This window comes from Streptomyces sp. NBC_01298, assembly GCF_035978755.1.
In the GTDB taxonomy this organism is placed as follows: Bacteria; Actinomycetota; Actinomycetes; order Streptomycetales; family Streptomycetaceae; genus Streptomyces.
The window spans coordinates 1,167,120-1,184,218 of sequence record NZ_CP108414.1 but is presented as its reverse complement, the minus strand read 5'-3'; the positions used below and the strand labels follow the sequence as shown (position 1 = coordinate 1,184,218).

Below are 17,099 nucleotides of genomic sequence, written 5' to 3'. Positions count from 1 at the left end.
CGTCTTAGGCCCGGGGGGCGTCGTCTTCCCGGAGGGCGGTGCGGACGCCGGTGACGACCACGGTGATCAGGCAGAGGGCGATGATGGTCTCGGCCCACAGGAAGGCGAACCAGTCCAGCACGCAGCCGATCGGGGGCGTGCCGGGAGCGGTGTTGCGGAACGCCGACAGGGCGAAGAGGGTGGCGGCCATCCACCCGAGGGCCGGCCAGACCAGGCCCTGGCGGCGCGTCGTCAGGTACCAGGTCGCCAGCAGCACGGACGCCGCCAGCGCCCACATCACGATCATCATGAAGGAGGTGAAGACGAGCAGGCTGGCCGATCGGGACAACTTCACCCCCACGAGGGCCTCTTGGCTGGAGCCCGTGGGTGTCGCGGAGACGGAGAAGAGCGTGTCGTTGTTGGAGAACAGCAGCCGCACCGGCACCTCCTTCCCGCCGAGTTGTGCCCAGAAGCCGATGTCGGTCACGTAGGAGTCGAACGGGTAGTCGCCGATCGATCCGTCCGTGACCGCGACCTGGAGATCCTTGGTCGTGATCCGCTCGTGCGCCTTGAACTCCAGGTCACCGAGGGTCGCCTCGGAGGTCTGGAGGCCCAGATCGGCCACCGGAGCGGCGCCGCCCTCCTCACCGAGGGCCCCGCGCGGGATGACCCGGACCCGGAGGACCAGTTCTCTGGCCGAGGCGTCGACGCGTTGGACGGAGGCCTGCACGTCCACCCGGTCGCGAGCCGTGGAGCCGACCGTGTGGACCGTGTCGATCACCTGCCGCTCGTGGAACTGCAGCCACGATCCCACGGCCACCGCGGCCAGGATCAGGAACGCGATGGGAAGCAGGACGGGCAGCATCGACGCCCCGGAGCGGCGTGGGCGGGCGGGGTCCGGGGGTGGGGCCGTGGGGGCCATGGTGACTCCGGCGAGAGGGGGGAGGGGGAGCGGGGAGGGGCTCGTCCGGCCGGGGCGGCGGCCGCGGTGCGATCCTCGCCGACCGGGCCGGAGATCCACCGCATCCGGCCGAGCGTGTCGCCGCCGATCGGAGCCGGAGGCTCCCATCGTTGTGCGCCCTCAGAGCACCCGTTATCGTGAATATGTGCGTTCCGCCCGGATCGCCGGGGTATCGCCCGGTGGGACAGCCGTAGACCGGCAGAGGAACGGGATCACATGGCTGAGCAGAGTTCCCACATCGCCGTGCCGGTAGCGGGCGTCACCATGGCCCTCCTGGCAGCCCTCGGTCCGACCGCGGCGGTTGCCGCACCACCACCCGCCGACACCACGGGAGTCACCGGGCCCAGCGCCGCCGCCGCGTCGCGGTTCGTGCCGGGCCCCTGCCCCGAGCCGCCCGAGCCCATCGAAGCGCTGACCACCGCCCGGTGCGGCGTCCTGGAGGTCCCCGAGAACCGTGACCGTCCCGACGGCCGCACCATCCGGCTGGCCGTGGCGGTCATCCCGTCGGTCTCGGCGAAACCCGCCCCGGACCCCGTGGTGTTCATGGCGGGCGGCCCCGGTGGCGATGTGTTCGACGACATCCCGTTCCTGGTCTCCTCCGGCTTGAACAAGGACCGAGATCTCATCGTCATGGCCCAGCGCGGCAATCTCTACGACCAACCCAACCTCGCCTGCCCGGAACTGGACCACTTCTACGCCCGGTCCGTGGGCCTGCCCTCGTACGCGCCGCAGACGGAAAGGCTCATGGCCGACGCGGTGAAGCGGTGCCGGGACCGCCTGACGGCCGACGGGACCGACCTCAGCGCCTACAACAGCACCGAGAACGCGGCCGACTTCGCCGACCTGCGCACGGCACTGGGCTACAAGCAGTGGAACGTCTACGGCCACTCCTACGGCAGCAACCTGGCCCTGACGTACCTGCGCCTGCACCCCCAGGGGATCCGCGCGGTGGCCCTCGACTCGGCCGCCCCGGCGCAGTTCGTCTCCCTGCCCTTCGCCTGGGCCAACGCCCGGGAGGGGCTCGACAACGTCTTCAAGGCCTGCGAGGCCGAGCCCCGCTGCGAGAGCCGCTACCCGGACCTCGAACGCACCCTGAACGAGCAGGTGCGGAAGCTGGAAGCGAAGCCACTGACGCTGAACGTCCGCCCACCGCAGGGCGGAGCCCCGGTGAAGGTCGTCCTCGACGGCGGCGCGCTGGTGAACCTGCTGGTCGCCAAGGCGATTCCGTTCGCCGACTTCCCGGCCGCGATCGACGAACTCGCCCGCGGAAACCCCGAGCGCCTGGCCAAGGCCCGCGCCGCCGGCTCGGTCGAGGTGGACGGCCAGACCGCACACGGCCTGACCCAGTCGGTGGTGTGCGGCGAATGGGTGCCGGGCCACTCGACCTCCGACGTGCTGAAGGCGGGCCGCGAAGCATTCCCCGCATGGCCCGAGTCGGCTCAGGCGCAGGCACCCCAACTGCCCTTCCAGGACGAGCTGTGCCGGATCTGGAACGTCCCCGACCGCACCGCCGGCGTACGGGTGCCCACCGTCAGCTCGGTACCGGTCCTCTTCGTCAACGGGACCTTCGACATGAAGACCGGCGCCAGTTGGGCCCCCAAGACGGCCCGTACGCTGTCGAATTCGACCACCGTGCAGGTGCCCGGGATCGGGCACTGGGTGGTCCCGCAATCGCCCTGCGCCCAGAAGGTGCTGGCGTCCTTCCTCGCTGATCCGACCGCGCCCGACACCGGCTGCGTGGCGGGGCTGAGGTGGGAACCGTTCACGATCACCCCGGAGTGACGGGGAGGAATGATGGCACGGTCACACGCAGGACGCCTGCGCACCGGGTCGGCCGCGGCGGCCGCCGGGATGCTGATCGCCGGTCTGTACGCGGCGCCGGCGAGCGCGCGGGAGGAGACGCCTTCAGGAGCCACCGGCACGGTCGCCCGCACCGTGGGCGACGCCGCCTATGAGCCGGGTCCCTGCCCCAAGACGGCGGAACCGGTCGCCGAACTCGACGGAGCCCGCTGCGGCACGCTCACCGTGCCGGAGAACCGCACGAAGCCGGACGGTCGAAAGATCACCCTCGGTGTCGCGATCGTGGCCGCCGAGGCCGCCGAACCGAAACCCGATCCGATCGTGTGGCTCGCCGGCGGACCCGGTGACGACGCGGTCGGGGAGGCGAAGATGGCGATCGGCGGCGGCCTGAACCGCGACCGCGACGTGATCTTCATGTCCCAGCGCGGCACGTACTCGGCCGACCCGGCACTCACCTGCCGCAACGTCGACGAGTTCAACGCGCGCGCGACCGGTCTGGTCTCCGACGCGCCGTCCACCGAGCGCGAGCACGTCGCGGCCACCAAGGCCTGCCGCGACGAACTGGCCGCGACCGGGGCCGACCTCAGTGCCTACAACGACATCGAGAGCGCCGCCGACTACGCGGCCCTGCGGACCACGCTGGGCCTCGAGGAATGGAACCTGTACGGCATCTCCTACGGCACCCAGCTGGCGCTCGTCACCATGCGCCTGCACCCCGAGGGAATCCGGTCCGTGGGCATCGACGGCATCCTGCCGCCGTCCACAGGAGGTTCGGCCATCACCTGGGCCGCGGCCAGGCAGGGTTTCGACGGCGTGTTCAAGGCCTGCGCGGAGCAGCCCGAGTGCGACCATCGCTACCCGAACCTGTCGGCCACCTTCGAACGGCTCGTCCGAGAACTCGAAGCCAAGCCCGTCACCACCACCGTGACGCTCCCCGACAGCCAGAAGCGGGTGAAGGTCACCCTGGACGGCGGAGCCCTGGTGAACTGGATGACCGCCGCCACCCACATAGCCCCCCAGGTACCGATGGCCCTCGACGAACTGGCCAACGGCAAGCCCCAGCGGATCGCCGAGCAGTGGGCGGGCGGCAAGTACAGCCCCCAGGCCATCGGCCGGCTCTCCCACGGGCTCGTCTACGGCGTCTTCTGCAGCGAGTGGACCCCGTACGAGACCCAGGCCGAAGCACTTCGCGCGGGCCAGAAGACCTACCCGTCGTTCCCCGAATCGGTACAGGCCCAGGCCCCGCTGCTGACTTTCCTCCGTCCTGACTGCGACGTCTGGGACGTCCCCGCGGCGCCCGCCTCGATCCGGGACGTCACGCGGAGCGACATCCCCACCCTCGCCATCTCCGGCGGGTTCGACGGCCAGACCGCGGCGTCCAACGGGGCGTACGTGGCCCGCACCCTGCCCAACGCCACCGTCGTCACGATCCCCTACGAGGCCCACGTGGTCTTCGCGACGTCGAAGTGCGCGCAGGACATCACCGTTTCCTTCTTCGACACTCCCATGGCGCCGAACACCGACTGCCTCAAGGACCTCAAGCCCCCGGCCTTCGAGATCGCCCCCGACCCCACCTGATTCGGGCAAAGGAAGCGGGGAGAGGGTGGTGACCACCCTCGGGCCTACGCGACGGGCGGCGACGACCGTGAGAAGCGGAGCGCGGAGGTGCTCCAGCGGCTGGTGCCTTCTCCCGACGGCCCGGGCTGTGCGGCAGCCGTCGGCGAGTGGGGACACGTCGTCTGGGAGGCGGGGAGAGGGAAGGCCGATCTGACGACCGGGCGCTCCATCACCCCGCAGACCGTCTTCGACATGGCATCCAACTCCAAGCAATTCACCGCGGACGCGGTCCTCTTGCTGTCCGGCCGGCACCAACTGGCCCTGAGCGAACCCCTCTCCGACTTCACGGAGACGGGTCTGTTCAAAGCACCCCCGGAGAATTCGTCCGCTGGGCCGACAACTACCGCACCGGTCGCATCGGTGGAGCGGAACTGCTCGCAGGGGTCACGGCGCAAGCGGTGAGCGTGGGCGACGTCCTGCGCCAACGCGGCATCGCGGAAGGGAAGTACGGGGCCGGCATCCTCCTCCTCCCCGACGAGAGCCTGGCCCATCGCGGCGACTGGGAAGGCTTCCACAGCACCTTCAAGGTGTCCCCGGACCGCGACACGGCCGTCTCCGTCGTGTGCAACGTGGATTCACCCGATCATTTCCGTGCGGCGAACCACCTGCTCGACATCTGGAAGAAGACGTAGGTATGACCAACGCCGGAGCGTTGTAGGCTCCGGATACGGCCCTTGACCTGCGATGAGCGGGCAGGGAGCAGACATTTCGGGAGCTTCTTCATGATTCGCACCATGTTCAAGTCCAAGATCCACCGGGCCACCGTCACCCAGGCCGACCTGCACTATGTCGGGTCCGTGACCATCGATGCCGATCTCCTCGACGCGGCGGACCTGCTGCCCGGCGAGCTCGTGCACATCGTGGACATCACCAACGGGGCGCGGCTGGAGACGTACGTCATCAAGGGCGAGCGCGGATCCGGGGTCATCGGGATCAACGGTGCCGCCGCGCACCTCGTGCACCCCGGTGACCTGGTCATCCTCATCAGCTACGGGCAGATGGACGACGCCGAGGCGCGCGTGTTCGAGCCGCGTGTCGTCCACGTCGACGGGGACAATCGCATCATCGAACTGGGTGTGGATCCGTCCGCCCCGGTTCCCGGAACGGACCAGGAGCGCAGCCCCCACGCGGTGGCTGTCTGAGGGGAGCAGGGGCGATGGCGCAGAGCGGGTCGAGCGAATCGATCAAGATCGTGGACGACCGTCCGTCCGGGCGGCTGCTGGCCGTCGAGGACGGGGCGGTGGTCGGAACCATCGCCTACTTCGTGCTCGCCGAGGCGCCCCACGCCCTCGTGGCGGTGCACACCGTCGTCGAGCCGGGGCAGGAGGGCCGCGGGATCGCGGGGAACCTGGTGAAGGCCTTCTACGGGATCGCGGCCGACGAGGGCGTGCCCGTGGTCCCGCTTTGCCCGTATGCCGCGAGCTGGGCCGCCAAACACCCCGAGCAGGCGCCCGAGGCACCGGCCGGGGTGGTGGCCGCGGCCAAGGCGCAGCTCGACTCGGACTCCGACCTCTGGTGACGTCGTAGTCCCCGGCAGGTATCCATGGTCGGTGGGCGGCCGCCGGCCACCACCGCCGGGCCGGTCCTGGCCGGCCCCGCGTCCGGTGTCGCCGCCGCTCGCCGATCCGGGGGACCAGAGCGTGCGCCGGAACCCGGACCGGGGGAGGCTGGAGGTATGACACAGCCTCCCGTTCCCGGCCCGGCCCCGGTGCCGAACCCGTTCCCGGATCCGGGGCCGCTGCCCCGGCCCGAGCCGCCGACACCGGGTCCGGTGCCCGAACCCGACCCGGTCCCGCCGCCGCCCGGCCCCGCGCCGCCGCCCGCGCCGGAGCCGCTGAGCTGAGCCGGGCCGGCGCGCAAGGGCGTGGGCGTCAGTCGGTACGGACTTCGGAGCGGTCGCCGCTCCACAGCGTGTGGTACGAGCCCTCGCGGTCGGTGCGCCGGTAGGTGTGCGCCCCGAAGAAGTCGCGCTGGCCCTGGGTCAGGGCCGCCGGGAGCCGCTCCGAGCGCAGGGCGTCGTAGTACGCCAGCGAGGCCGCGAAGGCCGGTACCGGGATGCCCTGGCGGACCGCCGCCACCAGCGCCTCGCGCCAGTCCTCCTGCGCGGCGCCGATCTCATCGGCGAAGCCGGCGTCCGCCAGCAGGCTCGGCAGCTCCGGACGGGCGTCGTACGCGGCCCGGATCCGGTCCAGGAACGCGGCGCGGATGATGCAGCCGCCGCGCCACAGCGAGGCCACGGCGCCCGGGTCCACGCCCCAGCCGTACTCCTCGCTGCCGGCCTGGATCTGGTGGAAGCCCTGCGTGTACGAGACGATCTTCGAGGCGTACAGGGCCTGCTCCACCTGGGCCGCGAAGGCGTCGGCGGCCTCCGCGGAGAGCGGCCGGGGCTTCGGGCCGGCCAGGCCGCGGGCGGCCGTACGCAGCTCGCCGTGGCCCGAAACCGCGCGGGCGAAGACGGCCTCGGCGATGCCGGACACCGGCACGCCCAGGTCGAGCGCGATCTGCACGGTCCAGCGGCCGGTGCCCTTCTGCTCGGCGGCGTCGGCGACCACGTCCACGAACGGCCGGCCGGTCGCGGCGTCCGTGTGCGCGAGGACCTCGGCGGTGATCTCGATCAGGTACGAGTCCAGCCGGCCCCTGTTCCAGGCGCGGAAGGTCTCGGCGATCTTCGCGGGGGAGTACCCGGCCACCTCGCGCAGCAGGTGGTAGGCCTCCGCGATCAGCTGCATGTCGGCGTACTCGATGCCGTTGTGCACCATCTTCACGAAGTGCCCGGCGCCGTCGGGGCCCACGTGCGAGGTGCAGGGCGTGCCGTCGGCGGCCTTGGCGGAGATCTTCTCCAGCATCGGGCCGAGCGAGGCCCAGGACTCCTCCGATCCGCCGGGCATGATGCTCGGGCCGAGCAGCGCGCCCTCCTCACCACCCGAGATCCCGACGCCCACGAAGTGCAGGCCCTGCTCGCGCAGCTCCTTCTCGCGGCGGCGGGTGTCCTCGAAGTGGGCGTTCCCGCCATCGATGATCACGTCGCCCGGCTCCAGCAGCGGGGCGAACTCGCGGATCACCGCGTCGGTCGGCTCGCCGGCCTTCACCATGATGATGAGACGGCGCGGGCGCTCCAGCGCGTCCACGAACTCCTTCGCGCTCCCGGCGGCCACGAAGGAGCCCTCGTGGCCGAACTCCTCCACGAGCGCCGTGGTCTTGGCGGTGGTGCGGTTGTGGACGGCGACGGTGAACCCGTTGCGGGCGAAGTTGCGGGCGAGGTTGCTGCCCATCACCGCGAGTCCGGTGACGCCGATCTGGGCCGTGCTGCTGGTCATGTGCGTGCGCTCCTGAGTGCGTCGACAGTGCATTCGATGTGCGGAGGAATGCAGGAACACCGACGCTACCCCGACGGTGATCCTTACCGGCGTCTTACATTCGGCGTTAAATCAACTTCCCTTCGAGCGCGTTGTGTTGTGCGCCTTGTCATGCCCCGGTCGTGGCGTTAGGTTGCGAGGTTCCTGATGTCTTCGATGGGGGCTCCCATGGGTGTACGGGGCCGGCACCGCCGGTATCAGCCGAGCAGCATCAACCGTGCTTCGCTCGTCGTCACCGCCGGCGGAGCCGGGATAGCGCTGCCCCTGATCGGAGCCGGCACGGGGCACGCCGCATCGCTGGACACGTGGAGCAAGGTCGCCGCCTGCGAGTCCACGAGCAACTGGCACATCAACACCGGCAACGGCTACTACGGCGGACTGCAGTTCAGCCAGAGCACCTGGCGCGCCTTCGGCGGAACCGCGTACGCCGCCCGCGCCGATCTGGCCACCAAGGCACAGCAGATCGCCGTCGCGGAGAAGGTGCTGAAGGGTCAGGGGCCACAGGCCTGGCCGGTCTGCGGGAAGCAGGCCGGACTGAGCCGCAGCGGCCCGGCGCCCGCGCTCGGCGCCCAGGGCAAGGTGACGGGCCCGGGGAAGGCCACGGCTCCGAAGGTCGCGGCGCCGGCCGCGCCGAAGGCCACTCCGAAGGCCGCTCCCCAAGCCGCGACGCCCCGCCCGCCCGGGGGTTCCGTCCTGCCCAACCCCTACGTCGTCGCTCCCGGCGACTCGCTGTCGGCGATCGCCACCGAGCAGCACGTCGACGGCGGCTGGCAGTCCCTGTACGCGACCAACCGGGCCGTCGTGGGCGGCGATCCGGACCTGATCTTCCCCGGGCAGCGGCTCACCCTGCGCGTCACGGCCGCGCCGCCCGCGCAGAATCCGCAGAAGCCGCCGCGCACGGCCGAGCCGGTGAAGCCCGTGGCACCGGCGAAGCCCGCGGAGCAGGCCGGTTCGAAGCCGGCGAAGCCCGCCGAAAAGCCTGCCGAGAAGCCCGCGGAGAAGCCGCAGACCCCCTCCGGAGCCTTCAGCGCCCCGGTCGACGCGGGCCTCGGCACCGGCTACCACGTCGCGGGTTCGTCCTGGTCCAGCGGCTACCACACCGGAATCGACTTCCCGGTGGCCACCGGCACCACCGTCAAGGCCGTCAGCAGCGGGCAGATCGTCTCAGCGGGCTGGGCCGGTGCGTACGGATACCAGGTCGTCATCCGGCACACCGACGGCCGGTACTCCCAGTACGCGCACCTCTCGGCGGTCTCGGTCAAAGCCGGCTCGGCGGTCTCCGGCGGGCAGCGCATCGGCCGTTCCGGGGCGACGGGGAACGTGACCGGGCCGCACCTGCACTTCGAGATGCGCACGGGACCCGGCTACGGCTCCGACATCGACCCGCTGCGGTACCTGCGGTCCCACGGAGTCAGCATCTGAAGCCGGGGCCGCTGAAGCCGGGGTCCCGCCCACTGGAGGCGTCCCGGCCACCGACAGCGTCCCGGCCACCGACGGAGCCGGGACCGGAGCGGGTCCCGACGGTGCGGGTCCCGACGGTACGGGCACCCGCGCCTCCCGGGGTGCGACGGTGAGCAGGACGAGCCCGGTCGCCGCCGCCGCCGCGCTCACCAGCGCCGCGGCGACGCCGGCCGCCCCGTAGCGGAAGCCCTCGTCGAACAGCGCGATGCCGACCGCCGCCGCGACCACCGGGTTGGCCACCGTCACGGTGGCCAGCGGGGCCGTCAGCCCGGCGCCGCGGTAGGCCGCCTGCGACAGCAGCAGTCCGGCGGCGGCCAGTGCGGCGATCGCGGTCAGCTCCGGCCACAGCGTGACCAGCGCGTCCGGTGCGAAGCTCTCGGCCACCGACTTCGTGAACACCGAGGCCATCCCGAAGGCGGCTCCGGCGGCCGTGGCCAGCAGCACGCTGTGGGCGGTGACCCGCCGCACCCGGCGCGCGGCCAGGAACAGTACGGACACCAGGGCCCCGGTCGCGGTCAGGAGCAGGCTCTGCTCCCCGCCCGACAGGGACTGCTCGGCCCGCCCGCCGCCGCCCGTCAGGGCCAGCAGCCCGGCCAGCCCGGCCGTCGCCAGGACCGCCCCGCGCCAGGCGGCGGCTCCCGCCCGCCGGCGTACGAACACGGCCGCCATCGGGAGCGCGAAGACGATGGTGAGGGCGCCCAGCGGCTGCACGAGGCTCAGCGGCCCGTAGGCGAGCGCCACCACGTGCAGCAGGGCCCCGAGGCCGTTCAGCGCGATCGCGCCGTACCAGGCGGGCCGGCGCACCGGCGCGTACGACCGGCCGGTGGAGGCGGCCGCGACCCGCTCCTGGACGATCGCCCCGGCCGCGTACGCCACGGCGGACACCAGGCACAGCAGGACCGAAAAGGCTAGGGCGCTCATAAAAGTCACAATGCCCGAGTCGGGAGAGCTATTCCTCCCCCTGAAGGCGGGTACGGGTACGCCCTTGGGTGTACTCCGAACGCAGTAGCCGGGAGCGGGAGAGTGCGTTTGTCTTCGCGCGTGGGGGATCCGTACACTAGCCCTTTTGGGGACTTCCGCATCCGGCGGACGCGGACGACTGATCAAGGAACGCAGCGGGTATGACGGTGACCGAAGACAGCCAGGAGCAGGGCCACGCCTTCGGGCCGGGCATCGACCCCGACCGCCTGGCCCTCTGCCTCAGCGTGCTCGACGAGCTCGACAAGCTCGACGTCGACCACCCGGACGCGATCACCGTGCGCCGCGCCACCGCCGGTCTGTACCGGACGGTCAAGCAGCGCCGGCGCCAGGACCGCCGCGCCGCCAAGACCGCCAACGACAAGGCCGTCACCGAGGCGACCGCGACCGGCTCCGCCGAGCGCATCGACGACGAGACCGAGGGCCTGCTGCCCTCCTCGGTCACGGAGACCGGCCGGATCGCCGGAATCCTCCAGCGCCCGCGCTCCTGCTACGTCTGCAAGGCGCGTTACGTCGAGGTCGACTACTTCTACCACCAGCTCTGCCCGGGCTGCGCCGTCGAGAACCGGACCAAGCGGGAAGCCCGTGCCGACCTCGCCGGCAAGCGCGCGCTGCTCACCGGCGGCCGGGCCAAGATCGGCATGTACATCGCGCTGAGGCTGCTGCGCGACGGCGCGCACACCACGATCACCACCCGTTTCCCCAAGGACGCCATCCGCCGCTTCAAGGCGATGGACGACTCGGCGGACTGGATGCACCGGCTGGAGGTCGTCGGCATCGACCTGCGCGACCCGGCCCAGTCGGTGGCCCTCGCCGAGCAGGTGGCCGCGGCCGGCCCGCTCGACATCCTGATCAACAACGCGACGCAGACCGTTCGTCGCCTGCCCAGCGCCTACGCGGCGCTGGTCGAGGGGGAGAGCGCCCCGCTTCCGGCCGGCGAGCTCCCGGCCCACCACGTCATCGGGGCCTTCAACTCCGGCGCGGTCGACGGTCTGGCGGCGCTGCCCATCGGCGTGAGCGGGCTCGAGGCGCAGAAGGTCGCCGACCTCGCGCTGGTCGCGGGCAATGCCAGCCTGGAGCGACACCTGGCCGGCACCGCCATCGACGCGGGCGGCCTGCTGCCCGACGTCGTCGACAGCAACACGTGGGTGCAGACCATCGACCAGATCTCCCCGGTGGAGCTGCTCGAGACCCAGCTGTGCAACTACACGTCGCCGTTCATCCTGATCAGTGCGCTCAGGCCGGCCATGGCCGAGGCCGCCCGAAAGGCGGCGGGTGGACGGGCGTACGTCGTGAACGTCTCGGCGATGGAGGGCGTCTTCAGTCGCGGCTACAAGGGCGCGGGGCACCCGAACACCAACGCCGCCAAGGCCGCGATGAACATGGTGACCCGGACGAGCGGCCAGGAGATGTTCCAGACCGACCGGATCCTGATGACCTCGGTCGACACCGGCTGGATCACGGACGAGCGCCCGCACTTCGACAAGCTCCGCCTCGCCGAGGAGGGCTTCCACGCCCCCCTCGACCTGGTCGACGGCGCGGCCCGGGTCTACGACCCGATCGTCCGCGGCGAGCTCGGCGAGGACCTGTTCGGGGTCTTCCTCAAGGACTACGCGCCCGCCAACTGGTAGGCCCGCCCACCCCGACTCATCCGAGCGCCCCCGGTCCCTCTCCTCGCGAGAGGGGCCGGGGGCGCTCGCCGTTCAGGCGGTACGGCCGTAGGCCCCCGCCGCGACCAGTTCCAGGACCGGGCGCCAGTCCTCCAGCACACCCGCGTCCAGGCCCGCGGAGCGGCCCGCCTCCGCCGCGTCCCCGAGGGACTCCGTGTCGGGGTCGGCCCAGGGATCCGGTGCCCCCGGTCCGTGGTCCCGTACGAGCCGGGCCACCCGCTCGCCCAGCAGGGGGCGGATCGCCTCCGCGGGGTGGTGGATCAGTAGCCCCGCGACCTGCAGTTCCTTGTCGGAGGGGTGGGAACGGCGCAGCAGCGCGGCGACCCGCAGCCCATGCCCGTCGCCGTGCCCGCGCAGCAGTTCCATCAGCTCCCCGACGCTCCCGACGACCACCGGCACCTCGGACTTCGCCACTGTCGTTCCCTCCGTCGCCGACCGCGTATCACCCGTATGGCGCCGTCGAGCAGATCAGTCCTACGCGACGCGCCGCCGTGCGAGGTGATGAACTCGTGGCGAAAACAAGCTTTCCGGAGTGGATTTTACTATTCTATCGAGCGGGGGTGCGCTCATATGTGTACTCTGATCGCCAAGAGAGCCCCACACCGGCCCTCGCTCCACCAAGGCGCCACCGCGTCCGGAAACACTTTTCAATCCGCACCGGCGCGCGGTTCGCCCGCCGGGTTACGCGACACAAAGGAGTGCGCGGTGACACCAGAACTGACGACGACGGAGCAGGCCACCAGGGAACGGACGGGGTCGCGGAGCAGCAAGCGCCCCGAGACCCTCGGCAACCTGGAGGTCTGGGCCCGGTCCGCTCCCATCCGCCTGGCCGGCTACGAGGACGACCTCGCGGAGCCGCACATCCTGCCCGGCATCGACTAATCGCGCGGGCGCGGACCGCGAGCGGTCCGACAGGCGCGTACGGCGCGGTCCGCCCGTCGTCCCGGAGTCAGGGCCCGGGACGACGGGCGGCGGCCTGTGGCGGCTGTCCGCCCCGTGTCGCCGCAATGCCGAACGGCGCCCGGAAGTTCCCGGTGCGCGTACGCCGTGGGCGTCATCGCTCTGGGCGATCAAGGGTTCCGCGCACCCCCGGTGCCGGGCAGGCTGACCTGCATGAAGCTGCTGATGCTGGGTGGAACCGAATTCGTCGGGCGCGCGATCACCGAAGACGCCCTGAGACGCGGGTGGGACGTCACCGTCTTCCACCGCGGGCACCACGCGCCCCCGCCGGGGACCACGGCCCTGCACGGGGACCGCACCGCCCCCGGAGGCCTGGACGCCCTCGCCGAGGGGGAGTGGGACCTCGTCGTAGACACCTGGGGCGGCGCCCCCACGGCCGTCCGCGACAGCGCCCGCCTGCTGGCCGGCCGGGTCGGCCGGTACGCGTACATATCCAGCCGCTCGGTGCACTCCTACCCCGCCCCGGCGGGCGCGGGCGAGGACGGCCCGCTCGTCGACGGCTCGCCCGACGCGGACTCCGTCGCCTACGCCGAGGACAAGCGCGGCGCCGAGATGGCCGCCGTGGACGCCTTCGGCGACCGCGCCCTGCTGGTCCGCGCCGGGCTCATCCTCGGCCCGTACGAGAACGTGGGCCGGCTGCCCTGGTGGCTCAACCGTGCGGCGCGCGGCGGCCCGCTGCCCGCCCCCGGGCCGCGCGAGCTCCCGCTCCAGTACGTGGACGTGCGCGATCTCGCGCACTGGACCCTGGACGCCGCCGAAGCCGGGCACGGCGGTCCCTACAACCTGGTCTCCCCGACCGGCCACGCCACGATGGGCCGCCTCCTGGAGGCCTGCGCGAAGGCGACCGGCGGCGGGGCCGAGCTCCGCTGGATCGATCCGGCCCGGATCGAGGAGGCGGGCGTGCAGCCCTGGACGGATCTGCCCGCCTGGATGCCCGAGGGCGAGATGCACGACCACATGTACGGCGCTGACGTCACCAAGGCGCTCGCGGCGGGCCTGAAGTGCCGCCCGGTCGAGGAGACCGTCGCCGACACCTGGAGCTGGCTCCAGGAGCTGGGCGGGGTGGCCCCGCAGCGCCCCGACCGTCCGGCTCCGGGGATGAGCGCCGAGCAGGAGTCCGCGCTACTCGGGCTCTGAGCGAGGCTTCGGCCGGGGCTCCGACCAGGCCGCCTCCGCGAGCCGGGTCGGCGGCAGGTACTCGCGCACCAGCGTGCGGTGCCACCACGCCCCGGTCTCGCGCAGCTCCCGCCAGGTCGTGAACCGGTAGCGGTACAGCCGCGCCCGGACGTACCGCGGCGGCGCGTCCGGGAAGGGGTTGTGCCGGAGCAGCTTCAGGGTGTCCCGGTCGCCGGCCAGGAGCCGCTCCACGAACGGCCCGAACCAGTCGCGGGCATAGCCGGGGGAGAGCGCCGCGAACCACATGAGCCAGTCGAGGCGCAGGTGGTACGGGGCGAACTGGCGCGGGATCCGGCGCACGTCACCCGGCTTGCCCCGGAACCCGTACTCCCGCCACGCGCCGTCCTCCCGCGGCTGCCGGTCCGCGGTGCCCTCCACCACCACCTCCTCGCGGATCCGGCCCACGGTGCCGAACGCCCCGTAGGTGTTCACCAGGTGGAGCGGGTCGAAGGACCGGTTCATGACCTGGCCGCGCGAAACCATGTTGGCCACCGGGTGCCGGCTCAGTACGAGCACCAGCGCGGTCGCCGCGCACACCAGCACCACATACCAGAGCGGCCCCTGCCGGGAGGCGGCCGGCGGCGGTGCGCCAGCGAGCGTGCCGAAGTCGAAGGCCGGCAGGGCCACCGTGATCGTGATCCAGTTCAGCCAGGCGAAGTTCCCCGAGACCACCAGCCACAGCTGGGTCGCCACGATGACCGCGGCGGCGTACGAGGCCACCGGCTGCGGAGTGAACAGCAGGACGGGCACCAGCAGTTGGGTCACGTGGTTGGCGGCGCACTCCACCCGGTGCAGCGGCTTCGGCAGGTGGTGGAAGAACCAGCTCAGCGGGCCGGGCATCGGCTGCGTCTCGTGATGGAAGTACAGGCAGGTGAGCCGGCGCCAGCAGGGGTCGCCGCGCATCTTGATGAGCCCCGCGCCGAACTCCACCCGGAAGACCACCCAGCGCAGCAGCCACAGCACCAGCACCGGTGGCCCGGCCCGCGCGTTGCCGAGGAACACGGCCAGGAAGCCGACCTCCAGCAGCAGCGACTCCCAGCCGAAGGAGTACCAGGTCTGCCCCACGTTCACGATCGACAGGTACAGCAGCCACAGCAGCGCCCACATCGCCATGGCCGCGCCCAGGGGCACCGCGTCCCCGGCCCCCGCGGCGAGCGCCGCCGCCAGAGCGGCCCCGGTCCAGGCGCAGAGGGCGAAGAACCGGTCGGAGTAGTGCAGGTGGAACAGGCTCGGGGCGCGGCGGAAGGGCACGTACCGCAGGTGGTGCGGCACGGGCAGCATGCCGTGCGCCCCGATCAGTGCCCGGAACTGCAGGGCGGCCCCGGCGAAGGCGAGGAGGTAGACACCGGCCAGGGCCCGCTGGAAGATCAGCCGCCCCAGCCAGTATCCGGGCGCCGTGAACCAGTCCATCGCCTCCAGTATCCGGCCGGCGCGGGCCGGGCGCCCGTGGCGAGGCGCCGCACGTACCGCCCGAGCCGGCGGACGTAGGCCTGCTGCAAGAAGGGGACGACCGGGCCCGCGAGACGGGTGTACCAGCTTGCCGGGCGGCTGAAGGCGTTCACCTCGAACCACACCGAGCCGTCCGGCTCCATGTCCACCACGAAGGACTCCTCGCCGCACTCGGGATGCCCGGCGAGCGTGCCGTAGGCGAAACCGGTCCGGCGGGGCTCGTACGCGGTCCAGATCACCTCGCACGGGGCGTCGATCCGCAGCGGGCCGATCCCGATCCCGACCACGGCCCGGTCACCGGGGCGGACGGGGGACCCTCCGGCCGTGACGAGCATGCCCGAGGCGCGGTGCGCGCGGAAGGTGGTGACGGCCGCCCCGGCGGCGTCGAAAGCGGCCTGCCCCTGCCCGATCCGGGTGCGGTGGTGGGTGATGTCGTATCCGGCGGGCAGCGGCCGCCGGGCCGTGGCGCCCCGGTCGGGGTAGTTGAAGGTGCTGCGGCCTTCGCTGGTCAGGCGGGTCATGCCGGAATCTCCGTTCGGGCGGGCCGGGCGGCCGGGGCGGCCGCTCGGGGAAGTTCAGGTGGTTCCGGCTGCCCGGCCGGAGCGGTCGGGGCTGCCCGGCCGGCGGTCAGGCGACGCCAGGCGAGCAGCGAGCACAGGCCGAAGCCGAGGGCGTTGCCGAGGCCGTGGGTGGCGGCCATCCAGGTCAGGGTGGGGTGCACGATCCCGGTGGCCTCGCCGAGCGCCCACCACAGGGCGAGCAGCATGGTGGCCACCAGAACGGCCGCCGAGCCCGCGAGCAGCGCGCCGGTGGTCCGGTCGCGGGCCCCGGCCCCGGTGCGGACCTCCCGCCAGGTCAGCAGGGCCACCGCCCACATGCCGCCGGTCAGCGTCACCGCGCCCACCAGCTCGGCCCAGTCGTCGATGAAGTAGCCGAGGAGCACGAGCCCGGTCCCGGCCGGGACGCTGTACGCCGCCCAGCGGGCGAGGGCTCCGGCGGCGCAGGCCCGGCACACGAGCCCGGCGACCAGGGCCGCGGTGAAACCGGCGAAGTGAAAGTGCGGCACGGTCAGGGCCAGGATGTCGAGGTCGAAGCCGAAGAGCCGGTACCCGGCGCGTTCGGCGACCAGGGCGGTCCCGGCGACCGAGGGCGCCACGAGCGCGGTGAGCACGGCCACCTCGGCGGGGCCGGGGCCGGGTCCGGTGCCGGGGCCGGGTGCCGATCCGGGTCCGGGGCCCCGCCCGGGCGCGGCCCGTACCGCCAAGGCCAGGCCCCGTACCGCCAGGGCCAGGCCCCGTACCGCCAGGGCCAGGCCCCGTACCGCCAGGGCCAGCGTCGCCGCCGCGTAGACCGCGGCGAGGGCCGTGGCCGGGGCTCCCCGGGGCAGCCACAGGCACACCGCTCCGGGAGCCGCGAACAGCGGCCAGAGCCGGGCCGTCCGCGCGAACCGGACCGGATCGATCAGGCGCAGGCCGGCCGGGACGACGTAGAGCATGCCCAGCGTGACGATCAGATTCACCAGCACGGTCACCGCGGATCCCCCTCCTCGGAACGAACGCCTTGAACGCGTTCAACTCACGATCGTGAGCCTAGACCCTGTCTTGAACATGTTCAAGACAGGGTCGGATGTGCGATCTCCGGTTGCGGGCTCCTCGTACATACGGCAGACAAGAGGGAGCAACCGGGGCGAAA

Annotated in this window: 16 protein-coding genes and 1 pseudogene; 10 read left to right on the top strand and 7 right to left on the bottom strand. The window is 72.3% G+C overall.

Annotation, left to right across the window (positions count from 1 at the left end):
• Nucleotides 1–4 precede the first annotated feature (4 nt).
• Complete coding sequence (locus tag OG730_RS05435) at nt 5–901, bottom strand: DUF4436 family protein (RefSeq protein WP_327303103.1); 897 nt, start codon at nt 899–901, stop codon at nt 5–7.
• A gap of 255 nt (nt 902–1,156) precedes the next feature.
• On the opposite strand from OG730_RS05435, the gene OG730_RS05430 reads away from it, so the two are divergent.
• From OG730_RS05430 to OG730_RS05410, 6 genes are all read left to right on the top strand, one after another.
• Nucleotides 1,157–2,722: an alpha/beta fold hydrolase gene (locus OG730_RS05430; RefSeq protein ID WP_327303102.1), complete on the top strand. Its 1,566-nt coding sequence runs from the start codon at nt 1,157–1,159 to the stop codon at nt 2,720–2,722.
• A 12-nt stretch (nt 2,723–2,734) separates the two neighbouring features.
• Nucleotides 2,735–4,318 carry an alpha/beta fold hydrolase gene (locus tag OG730_RS05425; RefSeq protein ID WP_327303101.1) on the top strand — a complete coding sequence of 528 codons (1,584 nt, stop codon included), beginning with the start codon at nt 2,735–2,737 and terminating at the stop codon, nt 4,316–4,318.
• Nucleotides 4,319–4,405: 87 nt separating this feature from the next.
• Nucleotides 4,406–4,759 carry a serine hydrolase gene (locus OG730_RS44225; protein ID WP_442814832.1) on the top strand — a complete coding sequence of 118 codons (354 nt, stop codon included), beginning with the start codon at nt 4,406–4,408 and terminating at the stop codon, nt 4,757–4,759.
• Nucleotides 4,756–4,989, top strand: a complete 234-nt coding sequence (locus OG730_RS05420; protein WP_327303100.1) for a hypothetical protein — start codon at nt 4,756–4,758, stop codon at nt 4,987–4,989. Before OG730_RS44225 ends, OG730_RS05420 begins: the two co-directional genes overlap by 4 nt.
• A 90-nt stretch (nt 4,990–5,079) precedes the next feature.
• Nucleotides 5,080–5,499: an aspartate 1-decarboxylase gene (gene panD / locus OG730_RS05415; RefSeq protein WP_327303099.1), complete on the top strand. Its 420-nt coding sequence runs from the start codon at nt 5,080–5,082 to the stop codon at nt 5,497–5,499.
• A gap of 14 nt (nt 5,500–5,513) precedes the next feature.
• Nucleotides 5,514–5,876 (top strand): GNAT family N-acetyltransferase, encoded by a 363-nt coding sequence (locus OG730_RS05410; protein WP_327303098.1) that lies wholly within the window; start codon nt 5,514–5,516, stop codon nt 5,874–5,876.
• Nucleotides 5,877–6,228: 352 nt separating this feature from the next.
• Here OG730_RS05410 and gndA read toward each other — a convergent pair whose 3' ends face one another.
• Nucleotides 6,229–7,674 (bottom strand): NADP-dependent phosphogluconate dehydrogenase, encoded by a 1,446-nt coding sequence (gndA, locus tag OG730_RS05405; RefSeq protein ID WP_327303097.1) that lies wholly within the window; start codon nt 7,672–7,674, stop codon nt 6,229–6,231.
• Between the two features lie 207 nt (nt 7,675–7,881).
• Here gndA and OG730_RS05400 point away from each other — a divergent pair, with 207 nt between their 5' ends.
• Nucleotides 7,882–9,135 carry a transglycosylase family protein gene (locus OG730_RS05400; RefSeq protein ID WP_327303096.1) on the top strand — a complete coding sequence of 418 codons (1,254 nt, stop codon included), beginning with the start codon at nt 7,882–7,884 and terminating at the stop codon, nt 9,133–9,135.
• A gap of 231 nt (nt 9,136–9,366) precedes the next feature.
• Here OG730_RS05400 and OG730_RS05395 read toward each other — a convergent pair.
• Nucleotides 9,367–10,095: pseudogene (locus OG730_RS05395) on the bottom strand (DMT family transporter); the annotation flags it as partial.
• A 200-nt stretch (nt 10,096–10,295) separates the two neighbouring features.
• Here OG730_RS05395 and OG730_RS05390 point away from each other — a divergent pair.
• Nucleotides 10,296–11,783: an SDR family NAD(P)-dependent oxidoreductase gene (locus OG730_RS05390; RefSeq protein ID WP_327303095.1), complete on the top strand. Its 1,488-nt coding sequence runs from the start codon at nt 10,296–10,298 to the stop codon at nt 11,781–11,783.
• Between the two features lie 72 nt (nt 11,784–11,855).
• Here OG730_RS05390 and OG730_RS05385 read toward each other — a convergent pair whose 3' ends face one another.
• Nucleotides 11,856–12,215 (bottom strand): hypothetical protein, encoded by a 360-nt coding sequence (locus OG730_RS05385; protein WP_327309155.1) that lies wholly within the window; start codon nt 12,213–12,215, stop codon nt 11,856–11,858.
• A 312-nt stretch (nt 12,216–12,527) separates the two neighbouring features.
• Here OG730_RS05385 and OG730_RS05380 point away from each other — a divergent pair, with 312 nt between their 5' ends.
• Nucleotides 12,528–12,704: a hypothetical protein gene (locus OG730_RS05380; protein WP_327303094.1), complete on the top strand. Its 177-nt coding sequence runs from the start codon at nt 12,528–12,530 to the stop codon at nt 12,702–12,704.
• 231 nt (nt 12,705–12,935) lie between these two features.
• Nucleotides 12,936–13,919, top strand: a complete 984-nt coding sequence (locus OG730_RS05375) for an NAD-dependent epimerase/dehydratase family protein (RefSeq protein WP_327303093.1) — start codon at nt 12,936–12,938, stop codon at nt 13,917–13,919.
• Here the strand turns inward: OG730_RS05375 and OG730_RS05370 are convergent.
• From OG730_RS05370 to OG730_RS05360, 3 genes are read right to left on the bottom strand one after another with little or no spacing between them, the layout of a single operon-like run.
• Nucleotides 13,905–15,368: a lipase maturation factor family protein gene (locus tag OG730_RS05370; RefSeq protein WP_327303092.1), complete on the bottom strand. Its 1,464-nt coding sequence runs from the start codon at nt 15,366–15,368 to the stop codon at nt 13,905–13,907. The genes OG730_RS05375 and OG730_RS05370 overlap by 15 nt on opposite strands.
• Nucleotides 15,326–15,928: a DUF1990 domain-containing protein gene (locus OG730_RS05365; protein WP_327303091.1), complete on the bottom strand. Its 603-nt coding sequence runs from the start codon at nt 15,926–15,928 to the stop codon at nt 15,326–15,328. Before OG730_RS05365 ends, OG730_RS05370 begins: the two co-directional genes overlap by 43 nt.
• A complete protein-coding gene (locus OG730_RS05360; protein WP_327303090.1) occupies nt 15,925–16,938 on the bottom strand; it encodes a YndJ family protein in 1,014 nt (337 codons plus the stop codon). The genes OG730_RS05365 and OG730_RS05360 overlap by 4 nt, the downstream gene beginning before the upstream one ends.
• Nucleotides 16,939–17,099: the final 161 nt, after the last annotated feature.